This is a genomic window from uncultured Campylobacter sp., from assembly GCF_938045595.1.
Taxonomy (GTDB): domain Bacteria; phylum Campylobacterota; class Campylobacteria; order Campylobacterales; family Campylobacteraceae; genus Campylobacter_B.
Genome location: NZ_CALIBB010000123.1, coordinates 37,413 through 52,971, shown reverse-complemented (window position 1 = coordinate 52,971; position 15,559 = coordinate 37,413). Strand labels below are relative to the sequence as shown.

16 protein-coding genes and 1 pseudogene are annotated in these 15,559 nt (G+C 48.5%); 16 read left to right on the top strand and 1 reads right to left on the bottom strand.

Translation table 11 applies throughout. The features are described from left to right. Positions 1–562 (bottom strand): histidinol-phosphatase (locus Q0340_RS05255; protein ID WP_298082459.1); only part of this gene is annotated, 562 nt, incomplete at its 3' end. A gap of 71 nt (positions 563–633) precedes the next feature. Between Q0340_RS05255 and Q0340_RS05250 the strand changes: the two genes are divergently transcribed. The 16 genes and pseudogenes from Q0340_RS05250 to Q0340_RS05175 all read left to right on the top strand — a co-directional run bounded on the left by Q0340_RS05250 (position 634) and on the right by Q0340_RS05175 (position 15,477). Continuing rightward, positions 634–1,896: a peptidase U32 family protein gene (locus Q0340_RS05250; protein ID WP_298082458.1), complete on the top strand. Its 1,263-nt coding sequence runs from the start codon at positions 634–636 to the stop codon at positions 1,894–1,896. Continuing rightward, complete coding sequence (gene purE, locus Q0340_RS05245) at positions 1,893–2,393, top strand: 5-(carboxyamino)imidazole ribonucleotide mutase (RefSeq protein WP_298082457.1); 501 nt, start codon at positions 1,893–1,895, stop codon at positions 2,391–2,393. The genes Q0340_RS05250 and purE overlap by 4 nt, the downstream gene beginning before the upstream one ends. Positions 2,394–2,396: 3 nt before the next feature. After that, positions 2,397–2,897, top strand: a complete 501-nt coding sequence (locus Q0340_RS05240) for an effector binding domain-containing protein (protein ID WP_298082456.1) — start codon at positions 2,397–2,399, stop codon at positions 2,895–2,897. 2 nt (positions 2,898–2,899) lie between these two features. Then, positions 2,900–3,736 (top strand): annotated as a pseudogene (gene glyQ, locus Q0340_RS05235) (glycine--tRNA ligase subunit alpha); the annotation flags it as partial. 167 nt (positions 3,737–3,903) lie between these two features. After that, a complete protein-coding gene (locus tag Q0340_RS05230) occupies positions 3,904–4,626 on the top strand; it encodes a Nif3-like dinuclear metal center hexameric protein (RefSeq protein ID WP_298082455.1) in 723 nt (240 codons plus the stop codon). A gap of 9 nt (positions 4,627–4,635) precedes the next feature. Further along, positions 4,636–5,343, top strand: coding sequence for a zinc ribbon domain-containing protein (locus Q0340_RS05225; protein WP_177388624.1), 708 nt, complete (start codon positions 4,636–4,638; stop codon positions 5,341–5,343). After that, positions 5,340–6,728 carry a 3-deoxy-D-manno-octulosonic acid transferase gene (locus Q0340_RS05220; RefSeq protein WP_298082454.1) on the top strand — a complete coding sequence of 463 codons (1,389 nt, stop codon included), beginning with the start codon at positions 5,340–5,342 and terminating at the stop codon, positions 6,726–6,728. Before Q0340_RS05225 ends, Q0340_RS05220 begins: the two co-directional genes overlap by 4 nt. Next, the gene (locus tag Q0340_RS05215; RefSeq protein ID WP_298082453.1) at positions 6,728–7,477 is read left to right on the top strand and encodes an RluA family pseudouridine synthase; all 750 of its coding nucleotides are present in this window, start codon (positions 6,728–6,730) and stop codon (positions 7,475–7,477) included. Before Q0340_RS05220 ends, Q0340_RS05215 begins: the two co-directional genes overlap by 1 nt. Positions 7,478–7,543: 66 nt before the next feature. Continuing rightward, positions 7,544–8,884, top strand: coding sequence for a signal recognition particle receptor subunit alpha (locus Q0340_RS05210; RefSeq protein ID WP_298082452.1), 1,341 nt, complete (start codon positions 7,544–7,546; stop codon positions 8,882–8,884). A 78-nt stretch (positions 8,885–8,962) separates the two neighbouring features. Beyond that, positions 8,963–9,193, top strand: coding sequence for a 30S ribosomal protein S16 (gene rpsP / locus Q0340_RS05205; RefSeq protein WP_297901685.1), 231 nt, complete (start codon positions 8,963–8,965; stop codon positions 9,191–9,193). Between the two features lies 1 nt (position 9,194). Further along, the gene (locus Q0340_RS05200) at positions 9,195–9,437 is read left to right on the top strand and encodes a KH domain-containing protein (RefSeq protein ID WP_005873158.1); all 243 of its coding nucleotides are present in this window, start codon (positions 9,195–9,197) and stop codon (positions 9,435–9,437) included. Beyond that, entirely contained in the window at positions 9,430–9,960 is a 531-nt protein-coding gene (gene rimM / locus Q0340_RS05195; RefSeq protein WP_298082451.1) for a ribosome maturation factor RimM, read from the top strand. Before Q0340_RS05200 ends, rimM begins: the two co-directional genes overlap by 8 nt. Continuing rightward, on the top strand, positions 9,957–10,658 hold the full coding sequence (gene trmD, locus Q0340_RS05190) for a tRNA (guanosine(37)-N1)-methyltransferase TrmD (protein ID WP_298082450.1): 702 nt from the start codon (positions 9,957–9,959) through the stop codon (positions 10,656–10,658). Before rimM ends, trmD begins: the two co-directional genes overlap by 4 nt. Beyond that, positions 10,655–11,011 carry a 50S ribosomal protein L19 gene (gene rplS, locus Q0340_RS05185; RefSeq protein ID WP_297987718.1) on the top strand — a complete coding sequence of 119 codons (357 nt, stop codon included), beginning with the start codon at positions 10,655–10,657 and terminating at the stop codon, positions 11,009–11,011. The genes trmD and rplS overlap by 4 nt, the downstream gene beginning before the upstream one ends. A gap of 294 nt (positions 11,012–11,305) precedes the next feature. Further along, on the top strand, positions 11,306–14,260 hold the full coding sequence (locus Q0340_RS05180; protein WP_298082449.1) for an acyl-CoA dehydratase activase: 2,955 nt from the start codon (positions 11,306–11,308) through the stop codon (positions 14,258–14,260). After that, positions 14,260–15,477: a 2-hydroxyacyl-CoA dehydratase gene (locus Q0340_RS05175; protein ID WP_298082448.1), complete on the top strand. Its 1,218-nt coding sequence runs from the start codon at positions 14,260–14,262 to the stop codon at positions 15,475–15,477. The genes Q0340_RS05180 and Q0340_RS05175 overlap by 1 nt, the downstream gene beginning before the upstream one ends. The last annotated feature ends 82 nt before the right edge of the window (positions 15,478–15,559 follow it).

Genomic DNA, 15,559 nt, shown 5'->3' with positions numbered 1-15,559 from the left:
GCTCCACGACGATGCCGCTTTTTTTGATCGCATTTATCGCACCGCCTGCTAAAACTCTAATATCTTTTTTCGGAGTAAATTTAAAAATTTTAATCAGATCCATGTGTCCTAAAATGTCGAATTTGCCGCTTTTGCACAGCGCGCAGATCAGCGCAAAGTATTCGCGATAAACATCGTCTATTTCGCGCCCGCTCCACTGATCTAAAAATTCCTCGTTATCAAAGCCCCAGTTGTTTAAAAAATGCACCGAACCGATGAGGTAATCAACCTCGCGCGCGAAAATCCGCTCATCTATTAGCTCTTTTTTCGTCATAAAATCGACCTCATATCCCAGCCGCACGTCGATCCGCCCGCTAAACTCATCTCGCAGATCCCTAATCATCCCCTCGTAAAGCTCCATCTGCTCGAAGCTCATTCGGTATTTTTGATCGAAGTTCATCGGCGCGTGATCTGCAAAGCCGAAAATTTCTATGCCTCGTGCGATCGCGGCTTCCAAATACTGCCGTGGCTCGCCGTTAGCGTGGTTGCAAAGATAGGTGTGGTTGTGCAGATCGGCTCGCATCAACTGCTCCTTAAATAAATTTTTGGCTAAATTGTAGTAAAATCGCGCTTAAAAAATCACTAGGAATATATTTGAAAAAACCCGAACTCTTAGCTCCTGCTGGGAATTTAACGAAACTAAAAATCGCCCTGGCTTACGGCGCGGACGCCGTGTATGCAAGCACCGGCTCATTTTCGCTGCGCCAGCGAAGCGCGAAGGAATTTAGTAAGGAAAGCTTCGCGCAGGGCGTCGCATACGCGCACGAGCGCGGCAAGAAGCTATATGCGACCGTAAACGGCTTTGCGACCAACGGCCAGCTAGGAAATATCGAAAGGCATTTGGAATTTCTTCGCGATCTGCGCGTAGATGGAATTTTAATCGCCACCCCAGGCGTTGCGAGCCTCGCGCGAGCCGTAGCTCCAGAAATTCCGATTCACGTCTCTACCCAGGCTAACGTGCTAAACTATCTCGACGCTCAGGTTTGGGCGGAGCTGGGCGCCGTGCGCATCGTCGCGGCGCGGGAGATGACGCTCAAAGACGCCGTGGAGATTAAAGATAAAATTCCGAGCCTCGAGATCGAAATTTTCGTGCACGGCTCGATGTGTTTCGCATACAGCGGGCGCTGTCTTGTTAGCGCGGTGCAAAGCGGACGCTTCAGCAACCGCGGAAGCTGCGCGAACGACTGTAGATTTAACTACGAGCTTTACGCGAAAAATCCCGAAACCAGCGCGCTTTTCCGCTTGCAAGAGCGCGAAGGGGAGGGCACTTTCGTAATGAACGCGAAGGATCTTAGCCTCATTTCGCACGTGCAAAAGATCATGCAAACGGGCGCGATCGACAGCTTCAAAATCGAAGGGCGCACCAAGAGCGAATACTACGTCGCATGCGCCACGAACGCCTACCGCGTGGCGATCGACGATGCCGCGGGCGATAAATTTGAGGCCGGCGTTTACGAGCGCGAGATCGCGACGCTTAAAAACCGCGGCTTTAGCGACGGATATTTGATAAAGCGCCCGTACGAGCGAGAGGATACGCAAAATTTAGACCGCAGCATCGAGCTTGGCACGCATCAGGTCTGCGCGATCTCGCAGGATGGCGAGTTTATAAGCGTCAAAGATAAAATTTTGCCAGGCGTTTCGTATGAAATTTTCGCTCCGCGCGGCTTTAAAATTTGCGCTTGCGATAATGAGATCGGCGAAATTTTTGAGCTTGACGGCAAGCCATATTTGAAATTTAAGAGGCTGCAAAGCCGCAGCGGTAAGGAATTTAGCGAGATTCACAGCGGCAATCTAAAGGAGATTAAGCTGCCCGCGAAACTCGCGGAGTTTTGCTTTTTAAGAAAGGAGATAGAATGAAATTTGTTTCTATAATAATGGGCTCAAAGAGCGATTACGAGGTCGTTTACGAGGCGGCTAAAATTTTAAACGAATTCGGCGCGCCGTACGAGATGATCGTATCTTCGGCGCACCGAAGCCCCGTCCGCACGGCTAAATACGTCGCGGACGCCGAGAAAAAGGGTGCGCAGGTTTTTATCTGTGCGGCGGGCATGGCGGCGCATCTTGCTGGAGCGGTCGCTGCGAATACGACCAAGCCGGTGCTAGGCGTCCCGCTCGGCGGCAGCGCGCTTGGCGGCGTAGATGCGCTGTATTCGACCGTGCAGATGCCTGCGGGTATCCCCGTCGCGACGCTTGCGATCGGCAAGGCGGGCGCGAAAAACGCGGCGTATCTGGCGGTGCAAATTTTAGCTCTAAGCGACGAGGTGCTAAGCTCGAAGCTAAAGGCGGATCGCGCGGCAAAAGCGGAGGCGCTGAAAAAGGACTCCGAGCAGATTGAAGTGCTACTTGAGGGCTAAACTTTGAAAATTTTAAAATTGCGCGAAGGCTTTGAAATTTGCGGCTTAAAGGCTCGTACAAACAACGCAGATGAGGTGAGCGGGCGAGGGGTGATCGCAAATTTGTGGGGCGAGTTTTTAAAATTTAACGCTAGCAGAAGCAGCGCTGCGAAAAGTGAAATTTATGCTGCGTATTACGACTACGAAAACGGCGCACAGGGCGAATACTCCGTGCTAATAGGCACTTGCTCGAAAGAACAGCACCATAAAGAAAGCCACGACGAAGCTTGCAAATCCGCGAAGCAGTGCTGCAAAAATGAGCGCGATGAAACCTGCGAAAAATTACATATCGAAGCGGGCGATTACGCGGTTTTTGATTTTGCGAACGAGCTTACGAGAGCTGGCGAATACTGGACCAGAATTTGGAAATTTTTTAAAAGCTCGAAGCTTCAAAGAGCCTTTAAAACGGACTTTGAAAAGCACTCGGAAGATAAAATTGAAATTTACATATCGATAAAAGGATAAAAATGACGTTTTCACAGATTATTTTGACGCTTCAAAACTACTGGCACGAGCAGGGTTGCTTGCTCGTTCAGCCCTACGATATGCCCGCGGGCGCAGGCACCTATCATCAGGCTACATTTTTGCGCAGCCTTGGAAGTAAGCCATGGCGCGCGGCATACGTAGCACCCTCGCGTCGCCCCACAGACGGGCGCTACGGCGAAAACCCAAACCGCTTGGGCGCGTATTATCAGTTTCAGGTGATCTTAAAACCGAGCCCCGATAATATCCAAGAGCTCTATCTAAAAAGCTTGGAAAAGCTGGGGTTAGATCTTAAAAGCCACGATATCCGCTTCGTAGAAGACAACTGGGAGAGCCCGACGCTCGGAGCCTGGGGGCTTGGCTGGGAGGTTTGGCTGGATGGCATGGAGGTGACGCAGTTTACCTATTTTCAGCAGGTAGGCGGCATCACGTGCGAGCTAATTAGCGGCGAGATCACCTACGGACTTGAGCGCTTGGCGATGTATCTGCAAAACAAAGACGACGTTTACGACATCGTCTGGGACGACAAGGCGGGGCTCGTGACCTACGGCGACGTGCATAAAAGGGGCGAGTTCGAGTTTAGCAAATACAACTTCGAGCTTGCGGACACCGCGATGCTTTTTAATCAATTTGAAAACTGCTTTTGCGAGTGCAAAAGTATCCTAAAGCACGGCCTGGCGCTTCCCGCGTATGATTACTGCATGCTCGCGGCGCACACGTTCAACGTCCTTGACGCGCGCGGAGCGATTTCGGTCACGCAAAGGCAGGATTATATTTTAAAGATCCGCGATCTTGCCAAAAACTGCGCGCTTTGCTACGCAGATCCGCAAAAATACGTAGCCGAGCTGGACGCTGCGGCGTGCAGCGATAAAAAAGGCGGCAAAGAGGGCGGCGCGGCGGGCGCAAATTCTGCGAGCGTAAATTTAAAAAACGCCCACGGCAAGCAAAATTCCGCAAATAAAACAGATAAAAGCGCAAAGTAAAATTTATGAAAACGGGCGAAATTTATGAAATTTTAAACGCCGCCGCGCCTTTTTGCGATGCGGAGGCGTGGGATAATAGCGGGCTAATGCTCGGAAGCTTGGATGATGAAATTTCAAAAATCTATCTAAGTCTCGACGTTACTAGCGAGCTGGTGCGCGAGGCTGAGGCGGGCTCGCTTTTGGTGGTACACCACCCGCTGATTTTCAGCCCGCTAAAATCGCTCGATCCGCGGCTTTATCCTGCAAATTTGATCTATGAGATGATCCGCAAAAATATCTCTCTCATCGCGATGCATACGAACTTTGACAAGCACGTTTTAAACGGGTTCGTAGCGCGCGAAATTTTAAAATTTGAAATTACGGATGAGCGGGAATTTTTGGTTTTCATGCGCGCGGATTTGAGCTTTGAGGCTCTGTGCGCGGATATAAAACGCAAGCTTGGCATCGAGCATCTGCGCGCCGTGAAGACGAAAAATTTCATCCAAAATATCGCGCTTTGCACCGGCAGCGGAAGCGAACTGAACCAAAGCTTGGGCGTAGACTGCTTCATTACGGGCGACATAAAATATCATGCGGCGCTTCAAAATTTAGAAAACGGCGTGAGTTTGATCGACATAAATCATTTTGAAAGTGAGCGCTATTTTGGGCGCGCGCTCGCACCTTTCTTGCAAAAAAGCGAAATTGAAGTTATAATAAGCGAGCAAAAAAATCCATTTACGTATTATTAAAGGAAGAAGATGAACAAATATTTAAGCCAATTGGTAGAGCTTTGCGAATTCGATAAGCAGCTGGACGGGTTTAAGCCTAAAATCGAGGCCGCACAGGAGAAGCTGAGTAAAAAAAGCACTGAAATAAACGGCGCAAAAGAACAGATCGAAACTCTAAATGCGGAGATCGCAGAGCTAAAATCTCAAATTTTACAAGCAAACGCGCAGCTGAGCGCCTTTTCGTCCAAGTTAAAAAGCACGGGCAAAAAAAGCGGCGCCGCAAAAACCGAAAAGGAGATCAAAGCTCTTAGCGTCGAAGAGGATATCGCAAAAGAGCAGCTCGAGGCCACAAACGAGGAGATCGAAAGGCTAGAAAAGATCGTAGCCGCAAAGGAAGCGCTCGTAAAAGAGCAGAGCGAAAAGCAAGAGGCGTTTGAAGCTGAGCTAAAAAGCTTGCAGGAGCAGGTAAGTGCCGAGATGGGCGAGGTCGAGGTCGCACGCGGCGCGATCTACGCCAAGCGCGATAAGCTAATGCAGGCGATGAACCCAAAAACCGTCTCATTCTACGAAAAGATCCGCAAGTGGGCGGGCAATACGGCGGTCTCGCCGGTGCGTAAACAGGCCTGCTATGGCTGCTTTATGCGCATAAGCGACAAGACCTATTCCGCGGTCATCAAAAGCGACGACATCGTAACCTGCCCGTATTGCGGCAGAATTTTATATAAAGAAGCCGAGTGATCTACACCGCCTTGGCGTTTTTGGCGTGGCTCGTCGCTGCGCCTTTTATTTTTATCCTAAGCTTTAAAAAAAAATACCGCACGAGCCTGAAGGCGCGATTTTTTCTATACAAAAACCCTAAATTTAGCCCCGCTGCGGTGCACTTTCACGCCTGCAGCCTGGGCGAAGTAAACGCTCTTGCGCCGCTAATTTCTAAATTTGAGAGCGTCGCGCTTAGCACGACCACGCAGACGGGCTTCGGTGCGGCGTGCGCGCTTACGCCGAACTCTCGCTACCTGCCGTTTGAAAACTGGCTTCCGTTTTGGCTTGTGGGCAGCCGCGTGCTGGTGATTTTTGAAGCGGAGCTGTGGCTAAATTTGATCCGTTCCGCTAAATCGCGCGGAAGCTACGTCGTCCTGCTAAACGCGCGCATTAGCGACCGCTCGTACGCGAGTTATCTGCGCTTTAAGCTTTATTATCGCAAAGCGTTTGAAAATATCGATCTGGTGCTTGCGCAAAGCGAACTTGATGCGGCGCGGCTGCGGGAGATCGGCGCAAAAAATATAAAGGTCGCGGGCAACGTAAAAAGCGCAAATATCGCCGTTGCGACGAAGGACTATTCCGCCGCGGTCGCAAATAGCTTTGTGCTCACGATCTCAAACACTCACGAGGGCGAAGAGGAGCTCGTTTTATCGAATTTAAACGATTTTATAAAATTTCGCAGCTCGCAGAATACTCTCGAAAAATACCCGCGCACAACGGGCTCTCATGGTGATAAGAGCTTGCCTGGGGCTGAGCTTCGCGACGAAACGGGCTCGACTGAGCCGGTAAATTTAAACGCAGCTTCTTTGGATGCGGCTATTCCAAGCGACGCTTCGTCTGCTGTGCCGAATACGGCGCCTTTAAACGGCGCGTCTTTAAATTCTACCGCACCGAATACGACGTCTTCGACTGCCGCGCCGCAAAAGCTAAAAATCATCCTGGCGCCGAGACATCCGGAGCGCTTTGAAAAGGTACATGAAATTTGTGAGATTTGGGCGCGTGAGCATGGGCTTAGCTTTGAGCGGTTTAGCGACGGCGCAGGGCTTGGGAGCGATTTTATCTTGCTCGATGCCTTCGGGGAGCTAGCGAACTTTTATAAAATTTCAAACGTCGTGATCTTAGGCGGCAGTTTTTTGCGCAATATCGGCGGACATAGCCCGATCGAGGCAGCGAGCTTTGGCGTGCCGATCATCAGCGGGCGATTTTTTCATAATCAAAAGGCGCTGTATGCGCTCGTGCAAAACATCGCTCTGTGCGGCGCGAACGAAATTTCAAGCGCTTTAAAAGAGCCGCTAAAGGGCACGCGGATAGATAAAATTTGCGATCTGCAAGAGATAGAAAATTTAATCAAGGAAAGAATTTAATGCAAGAAAAAGCCTACAAACTGCTAGCGGCGCAGGAAAACATCTCACACAACGAAGCCAAGGTCCTCATCGACGCGGGGCTTGTGAGCGCGCGCGGCGCAAAGATCGCTCTAGCGCGCGAGATGCTCGGCGAAAATACTAAATTTAGCGTGATGAAGCCCGCAAAACCCGCGATCATTTACGAGGACGAGAACGTTTTGGCGGTCAATAAGCCGCCCTTTATGAGCAGCGAAAATTTGGAAAAAATCTATAAACTCGGCCTTCTAAACCGCCTGGATAAGGAAACCAGCGGCGTCGTGCTGCTGTATAAAAACGAAGAATTTCGCGAAGCGGCGATTGCGGAATTTAAAAATTTGCGCGTGAAGAAAAGCTACATCGCGATCGTGAAGGGGATCGTGAGCGAAGAGATGAAATTTGACGAGCCGATTTTGACGATAAAGACCCGAAGCGGTGCGTTTTCTAAAATTTCGCCAAACGGCAAGAGCGCATTTAGCGAGGTTTATCCGCTTATGGTAAGCGGCAAAAAATCGCTCGTAAAGGTGCGGATCGAGACGGGCAGGACGCATCAGATCCGCGTGCATCTGGCAAATGCGGGATTTGGCGTAATAGGCGATGAAAAATACGCTAAAAGCCGCGCGAAGCGGATGTTTCTGCACTCGTACGAGACCGAGATTTTGGGGCTGAAATTTAAAGCTCCGCTAGGTACAAGCTTCAACGAATTCGGCTTCGAAATTCCTAAGGATCTCTGATATTCAATGGCTTTTAAGTTAATTTTAGGTAACATCGCAAGTTTAAAAATTTTATAAGGGATCAAAGTGTTTGAGATCATAAGCGAGTCGTTTAAAAACGCGGTCAATAAATTAAAAACAATCGATGACGAAAAAGCTTTAAAAAACGCCTTGGAGACGCTAAAAAAGGCGCTTTTAAAGGCCGACATGCACCACAAAGTCGTAAAGGATTTTTTGGCGCTCGTCGAAGCCGATCTTCGCATCGGTACGATAGGACAGAAGCCGTTTTTGCAGTCCATCAAGACAAATTTGACTAAAATTTTAACGGCGCCTAGAGGCAGCAGCCAGGGATTTGTATTTGCCGGCACGCCTCCTACGGTAGCTTTGATGACGGGACTTCAAGGAAGCGGAAAATCCACAAGCACGATAAAACTCGCAAACTATCTGAAACTTCGTAAAAAAAAGGTCTTGGTCGCAGCGTGCGACTTACAGCGCCTAGCCGCAGTCGAGCAGCTCCGTCAGCTGTGCGAGGCGAATGAGATCGAGCTGTTTTTCATCGAGGGCGAGAGCGATCCGTTAAGGGTTGCGGAAAAAGCGCTAAGCAAGGCTAAGAGCGGGCTTTATGACGTACTGCTCGTAGATACGGCGGGACGTCTTGCGATTGATGAGGCGCTGATGGCGCAGCTTGCGGAGATGAAAAAAGCTCTAAATCCGCATGAAATTTTTTACGTAGCGGACGCTATGAGCGGTCAAGACGGCATTAAAACGGCCGCTAAATTTGATGAAATTTTAGGCCTTACTGGCGTGATCTTAAGTAAATTTGATGCCGATACCAAAGGCGGCGTAGCCCTTGGTATCGCGCAGCAGCTGGGCATCCCGCTTCGCTTTATCGGAACCGGCGAAAAGGTGGTCGATCTGGAGGGCTTTATACCCGATAGAATCACCGGCCGCATTATGGGCGAGGGCGATTTGGCGACGCTAGCCGAGAAAACAAGCGCCGTCTTTGACGAAAGAGAAGCCAAGGCTCTAAACAAAAAGATCAAAAAGGGCGAGTTTAATTTCAACGATTTCGTAAATCAGCTCGAAAGCGTGAAAAAACTCGGTAATATGAAAAATTTAATCGGTATGATCCCGGGGCTTTCCGGCATGGCGAATAAGATAAAAGATATCGATTTGGAAAACTCAAAAGAGATACTTCATATCAAAGCGATGATCAGCTCTATGACGCCGAAAGAGCGCGAAAATCCCGATCTGCTAAATAATTCGCGTAAGCGCAGACTTGCTGCTGGCGCGGGGCTTTCGCAGGTGGAGGTGAACCGCTTTTTGAAGCAGTTCGCGGGCGCTTCGAAGCTTGCAAAGAAATTTTCAGGCAAGGGCGGCATGCAGGGGCTTGCCTCGATCGCTCAAAGGCAAAATTTACCGAGATAATTTCTCGGTAGAGTTTGCAGATGTTTAAGTTTTAGCCATCTGCAAGTTCTAAAACTTACAAAAATTTAAGGAGAAAAAATGGCAACAGTTGTTAGGCTTACAAGAATCGGAAGAAAGAAGCAGCCTTTTTACCGCATCGTGGTAACGGATAGCAGAAAAAGACGCGACGGCGGCTTTATCGAGACGATCGGCTTTTATAACCCGTTAAAAGAGAGCGATAATATTAAATTCGACGCGGAGCGTTTGGCGTACTGGAAGAGCGTAGGCGCGAAGTTAAGCGATAGGGTCGCTCAAATCACAAGCAAATAAAATGGTAGAAAATTTTATAAAAGAATACGCAAAGTTGATCGCCGACTATCCGCAGTCCGTCTCTACGCAAAAGCGGGTCGGTGAGAACTTTACCGAGATCATCGTCTATGCCGACAAAGCCGATACCGGCAAACTCATCGGCAAGGACGGCAAAATGATAAACGCCATAAAGACCGTCATCATCGGCTATAAAGCAAAAGATCCGATCAATTATAAAATTACCGTCAAAGCCAAAGATGCCTGATGATCTTTTAGAGGTCGCGAAGCTTGGTCGGACTATCGGTCTAAAGGGCGCGGTTAAAATTTTCGATCGCAGCGACTTCCCCTCTCAGTTTAAAAAAGGCACCAAATTTTATCTGCGAAACGGCGAAATTTTAGAAATTCTATCTTTTAACGGCGCAAACTTTAGCGCTATTTTTAAAAATTACGAAAGCGTAGAAGCGGCGGCAAATTTAACCAACCAAATCCTTTACCGAAGCAAAGAGGACACGCGAAAATTTTGTAAATTGCAAAAGGGCGAGTTTTTCTATTTCGATATTATCGGGCTTGAAATTTATGAAGACGGCGCGATTTTAGGGCGCGTAAAGGACATATCGCAGATCGGAAGCGGTTATCTTTTTGAGATAGAAACGGATGAAAGCTTAATCTCGCAGGCTTTGCCGAAAGAATTTTTCATCCCCTACGTAGACGCCTATGTGAAAGAAATTTCGCTTAGCGAGCGTAAAATTTTTACACAAAATGCGCGCGCGATTTTGGAAAACTCATGAATTTTATCTTCATCTCTCTATTTGAAAATCTCATCGCGCCGTATTTTGAGGACTCTATTTTAAAGCGCGCGGTCGATAATAAAATAATTGCGACGCATTTTTTTAACCCGCGAAATTTCACGACAAATCGGTATAAAAAGGTAGATGATTATATGATCGGCGGCGGTGCGGGGCTTTTGATCGGCACGGAGCCGCTTGCCGGAACGATCGAACGCGTAAGAGCTAAATTTAAAAACGCCAAGTTTATCTACCTCTCGCCCGCCGGTAAAAAATTTAATCAAAACGACGCCAAACGCCTAAGCGGCGAAGAGAGCTTATGCTTTATCTGCGGGCGCTACGAAGGGATCGATGAGCGCATAGTCGAGAGATATGTAGATGAAATTTTTTGTATCGGCGATTTCGTTCTTACCGGCGGCGAGCTCGGCGCGCTTTGTATGTGCGATGCGATAAGCCGCAACATAAAGGGCGTTTTAGGCAACGAAAGCTCGCTTGTCGAAGAAAGCTTTGAAGGCGGAATTTTAGAGGCGCCTGCATTTACAAAGCCTGATATTTTTGAAAATTTACCTATAGTTTCAGAGTTTTTAAAGGGTAATCACGCTAAAATGCGCAGTTTAAAAAATCAAATGGCGCTATGCAAAACGAGGTTCTTCCGCCCGGATATGTACCGAAAGATCGCCAGAAATAAAGGAAATTTATGAAAAACAAATATATCCAAGCGTTTGAGGACGCTCAGATCACAAGCAAAAGTGTGCCTGATTTCCGTGCCGGCGACACCTTAAAGGTAGCCATCAGGATCAAAGAGGGCGATAAGAGCAGGATTCAAAATTTTGAAGGCACCTGCATTGCGCGCCGCGGAAACGGCGTCAGCGAGACTTTTATCATCCGCAAGATTGGCGCAAATAGCGTCGGCGTAGAGAGAATTTTCCCAATCTACAGCGAGAGTATCGAAAATATCGAAGTTCTAAGAAAAGGTCGCGTTCGCCGCGCGAAGCTATTTTACCTACGCGACAGACGCGGTAAAGCGGCTAAAATCAAAGAGCTTCGAAAATAATCCTTTAAATTTACGCTTCTTAATTCAAAAGGAAGCTCTTTTTATAATGCGCGAGATTTTAAAAAATTTCGCGCAAAATCTACTCGCATTAAATCTAAAATTTTACAACTTTTCCATTAAAATTTTTAATTTTAAACTGCCTAAAAATCGTCTTTTTCTATAGAAAAAGATAAAATATATCCTGATTTTATTTGCGTTTAAAAATATTACTATAAAATGCAAATTTTAATTTAGAAAACTCGCGCTAAATTTGAGAATTCGGCCGAGTAAAATTTATTCAGTAAAGAGCGAGATGTGATTTTTTTAGGCATTGACGTAGGATCAACCACTGTTAAAACGGTAGTTTTAAACGAAAAATATGAAATTTTAAGCAAGAGCTACGAGCGGCATTTGGCAAAGCCCAAAGAGCTGGTGCTGGATAAAATTTTGCAAATCCAAAAAACCTATGCAGGCGAGCAATTCAGTGTCGCCATAGCGGGTTCGGCTGGTATGGGTATCGCCAAAAATTGTAAAATTCCGTTCGTCCAGGAGGTTTTTGCTACCTCGCTCGGCGTCAAACGGATGTTTCCGAAGACCGACGTCGTCATCGAGCTGGGCGGCGAGGATGCTAAAATTTTATTTCTCACGGGCGGACTTGAGGAGCGGATGAACGGCTCGTGCGCGGGCGGCACCGGTGCATTTATCGATCAGATGACCAACCTTTTGCATCTGGATATCACGGAGCTTGATCGCCTAAGCTTTGCGGCGAGTAAAATTTATCCGATCGCTTCACGCTGTGGTGTGTTTGCTAAAAGCGACATTCAGCCGCTACTAAATCAGGGCGTTAGAAAAGAGGATATTTGCGCTAGTATCTACGCCGCGGTCGTCGAGCAGACGATTTCTGGGCTCGCGCAGGGTCGCGAGGTCAAGGGCAATATTTTATTTTTGGGCGGCCCGTTGTTTTTCCTAAAAGGTCTTCAGGCGCGCTTTAAAGAGGTGCTAAAGCTCACCGACGAGACCGCGACGTTTCCCGACATTGCGCCTTATTTTGTGGCTTACGGCAGCGCGCTGTACGCAAAAGATACGGGCGAGACGTTAAATTTAGAGGAGACGATCGCGCTTTTAAAAAAGGAACCCGACAGGACCGCACTGGAAGCCGAGCCGCCGCTTTTCAAAGACAGAGCGGAATTTGACGAGTTCACCGCTCGCCACGCCCGCGCGAGCGTGCCTAAGGTGGATATCCACACCTACAGCGGAGACGCGTATTTGGGCGTGGATTGTGGCAGTACTACGATCAAGGTCGTGTTGATGGGCGAAAACTACGAACTATTGTATAAATTTTACTCATCCAATAAAGGCGATCCGGTCGATATCCTACTGCCGCGTCTTAAGGAACTATACGATCTTTGCGAGGGTCGCATCAAGATCAAGGGCAGCGGCGTTACCGGCTACGGCGAGGATCTCATTAAAACCGCCTTTCGCTTCGATTACGGTATCGTCGAGACGATCGCGCATTACAGCGCTGCGCGCCACTTCAATCCGAAAGTAGATTTTATCATCGACATCGGCGGGCAGGACATCAAGTGTTTCTCCATTAAAGATGGCAATATCGATTCTATCGTGCTAAATGAGGCATGTAGCTCGGGCTGCGGCTCGTTTTTACAGACCTTTTCAAATTCTTTAGGCTACGATATCAAAGATTTTGCGAATTTAGCCCTTTTTGCGACCCATCCCGCCAAGCTTGGTAGCCGCTGCACGGTTTTTATGAACTCTTCGGTCAAGCAGGCTCAAAAAGACGGCGCTACGATCGAGGATATCAGCGCTGGACTTGCTATTAGCGTCATAAAAAATGCGATTTACAAGGTTATCCGCGTGCGAAACGCCGACGATTTGGGTCAAAACATCGTAGTGCAGGGCGGTACCTTTTTAAACAACGCTGTGCTGCGCGCTTTTGAAAAAGAGCTTGGCAAGGACGTGATCCGTCTAGATATCAGCGAGCTTATGGGTGCATACGGCGCGGCGCTTTTTGCCAAAAATAACGCAAACGAGCGCACCGATATGATCAGTCGTGCAGAGCTTGAAAATTTCACTCATCGCAGCGAATTTAGCGTCTGCAAGCTCTGCACGAACAAATGCCCGCTTACGATCAGCTACTTCGGCGATACTAAATTTGTCTCGGGCAATAAATGCGAGCGCGGCGCGGGCAAAGAGATTCGCCACGACATTACGAATTTATTCGAATTTAAAAACGAGCTTTTGCGAAAATATCGCAAGCCTCCGAAGCAGGATGCGCCGCGGGTCGGAATTCCGTTTGTTTTGAATATGTTTGAGATGATCCCGTTTTGGAGCGCGTTTTTTGAAAATTTAGGCATGAGCGTCGTGCTGTCGCAAAAGCCGCGAAAAGAGACGTTGTTTTTAGCAAGCCAAAGCATCCCGAGCGATACCGTCTGCTACCCGGCTAAAAGCGTGCACGGCCACATCTACGATCTGCTAAATAAGAGCGTCGATTTTATCTTCTATCCGTGTATGAGCTATAGCCTGGATGAAAATATCAGCGAGAACTGCTACAACTGCCCCGTAGTCGCATACTATCCCGAACTGATACGCGCGAACGTAGGCGCGCTGGAGGAGAAAAAATTCCTCTACCCGCACGTGGATCTTAATATGCAAGATTCGTTTTGCAAAACGATGCAGGCTGAGCTCGCGAACGCCGGGTATAAATTTCATTCTGACGCCGTGAAAAACGCCGTCTTGCAAGGCCTTAAGGAGCTACAAAACTATAAAAATACTGTTTTAATAAAAGGCGAGGAGACCCTAAAAGAGATACAAAGTAGCGGTGCCAGCGCCATTGTGCTAGCGGGTCGTCCGTATCATATCGACAAGACGATCAACCACGGCATCGATCGCTATCTAAATTCCTTGGGCTTTATAGTGCTTAGCGAGGATTCGCTGCCTTTGACGCAGGTGCGCACGAAATCGCTAAATCAATGGACCTACCACGCCAGGCTTTATAGCGCGGCGCGGTTTGTTTGTAAATACCCGCGCATGCAGCTGGTGCAGCTAGTCAGCTTTGGCTGCGGGATCGACGCGATCACGGGCGACGAGGTGCGCGACATACTGCGCCAAAACGGTAAAATTTACACTCAACTTAAAATCGACGAGGTTACGAACCTAGGTGCGGTTAAGATCCGTCTGCGTAGCCTAAAAGCGACTATGATAGAGCGCGAAAGGCAAGGCGCGCAACAAGAAGCAAGAAAGGATGCGCGCTAATGTTTGCTAAATTTACGAAGGATATGAAAGCGACCCACACGATATTGATCCCCACGATGATCGATCCGCATTTTCGCTTTATGCAAGGCGTGCTGCGCGACGAGGGCTACAAGAGCGTCTTGCTCGGCGAAAATCGTCAAAATATCGTCGAGGAGGGGCTTCGCAGCGTGCATAACGACATGTGCTATCCCGCGCTGCTCGTCATCGGGCAGTTTATCGACGCGCTAAAAAGCGGCGAGTTCGATACGCACAAAGTAGCGCTTCTCATCAGCCAAACGGGCGGCGGCTGCAGAGCGAGCAACTACATAAATTTGCTTCGCAAAGCGCTTGAGGACAGCGGCTTTAGCTACGTCCCCGCGATCTCGTTAAATTTCGGCTCGCTAGATGAGAATGAATTTAGCCTCGGCAAAAAATCGCTTCTAAAGCTCTTTGCCGCGATATTTTACGGCGATTTGATGATGGGGCTGTATAATCAGTGTAAGCCCTACGAAAAGATCAAAAACCAAACGAATGAAATTTACGAACTCTGCGCCGAGCGAATCAAAAATTTGACCGATCAAAGATCGTTTTTCAATCTTAAGAAAAATTTTAAATTTATCCTCTCGCAGTTCGCTAAAATCGAGCGCGACGATAAGCCGCGAGTGAAGGTGGGTATCGTGGGCGAAATTTATCTCAAATACTCGCCCATCGGCAACAACGGCCTAAACGCCTACCTCATCCGCGAAAACGCCGAGCCCGTAAATACGGGGCTGATGGACTTCGTGCTTACCTGCATCTACGATGCGGTCTACGACAAGCAGCTCTACGGCAAGGGCGGCGCGGCGTATTATGGCTCGCTTGCGGTCGCTAAGGTAGTGGAATTTTTCCAGCGCATGATGATTAAGCAGATGAAGCGCTTCGGATTTCGCGCACCGAGCCCATTTAGCGAGGTTCGCGCCGCCGCCGACGGCTACATCGGTCACGGCGTGAAGATGGGCGAGGGCTGGCTGCTGACGGCGGAGATGGTCGAGTTTATGCGCCACGACATACAAAACGTCGTGTGCGCGCAGCCCTTCGGCTGCCTGCCAAACCACATCATCGCGCGCGGAATGATCCGAAAGATCAAACAGAACTACCCGCAAGCAAACATCGCCGCTATCGACTACGACCCGGGCGCAAGCGCGGTAAATCAAGAAAACCGCATAAAGCTGATGCTTGCTAACGCAAATCGAAAGTAGCCCGCCACATATCAAAAATGGCTTTGGAATTTTAGATTCTAAAGCCTATCGTAAAATTTTAAAATTTAAAAGCAAGCTCGCG

Excerpts from the sequence above, each read along its gene's own strand:
- purE (WP_298082457.1), top strand. The coding sequence starts at position 1,893 with ATGAAATTTGTTTCTATAATAATGGGCTCAAAGAGCGATTACGAGGTC.
- Q0340_RS05230 (WP_298082455.1), top strand. The coding sequence starts at position 3,904 with ATGAAAACGGGCGAAATTTATGAAATTTTAAACGCCGCCGCGCCTTTT.
- Q0340_RS05225 (WP_177388624.1), top strand. The coding sequence starts at position 4,636 with ATGAACAAATATTTAAGCCAATTGGTAGAGCTTTGCGAATTCGATAAG.
- Q0340_RS05215 (WP_298082453.1), top strand. The coding sequence starts at position 6,728 with ATGCAAGAAAAAGCCTACAAACTGCTAGCGGCGCAGGAAAACATCTCA.
- rpsP (WP_297901685.1), top strand. The coding sequence starts at position 8,963 with ATGGCAACAGTTGTTAGGCTTACAAGAATCGGAAGAAAGAAGCAGCCT.
- Q0340_RS05200 (WP_005873158.1), top strand. The coding sequence starts at position 9,195 with ATGGTAGAAAATTTTATAAAAGAATACGCAAAGTTGATCGCCGACTAT.
- rimM (WP_298082451.1), top strand. The coding sequence starts at position 9,430 with ATGCCTGATGATCTTTTAGAGGTCGCGAAGCTTGGTCGGACTATCGGT.
- trmD (WP_298082450.1), top strand. The coding sequence starts at position 9,957 with ATGAATTTTATCTTCATCTCTCTATTTGAAAATCTCATCGCGCCGTAT.
- rplS (WP_297987718.1), top strand. The coding sequence starts at position 10,655 with ATGAAAAACAAATATATCCAAGCGTTTGAGGACGCTCAGATCACAAGC.
- Q0340_RS05175 (WP_298082448.1), top strand. The coding sequence starts at position 14,260 with ATGTTTGCTAAATTTACGAAGGATATGAAAGCGACCCACACGATATTG.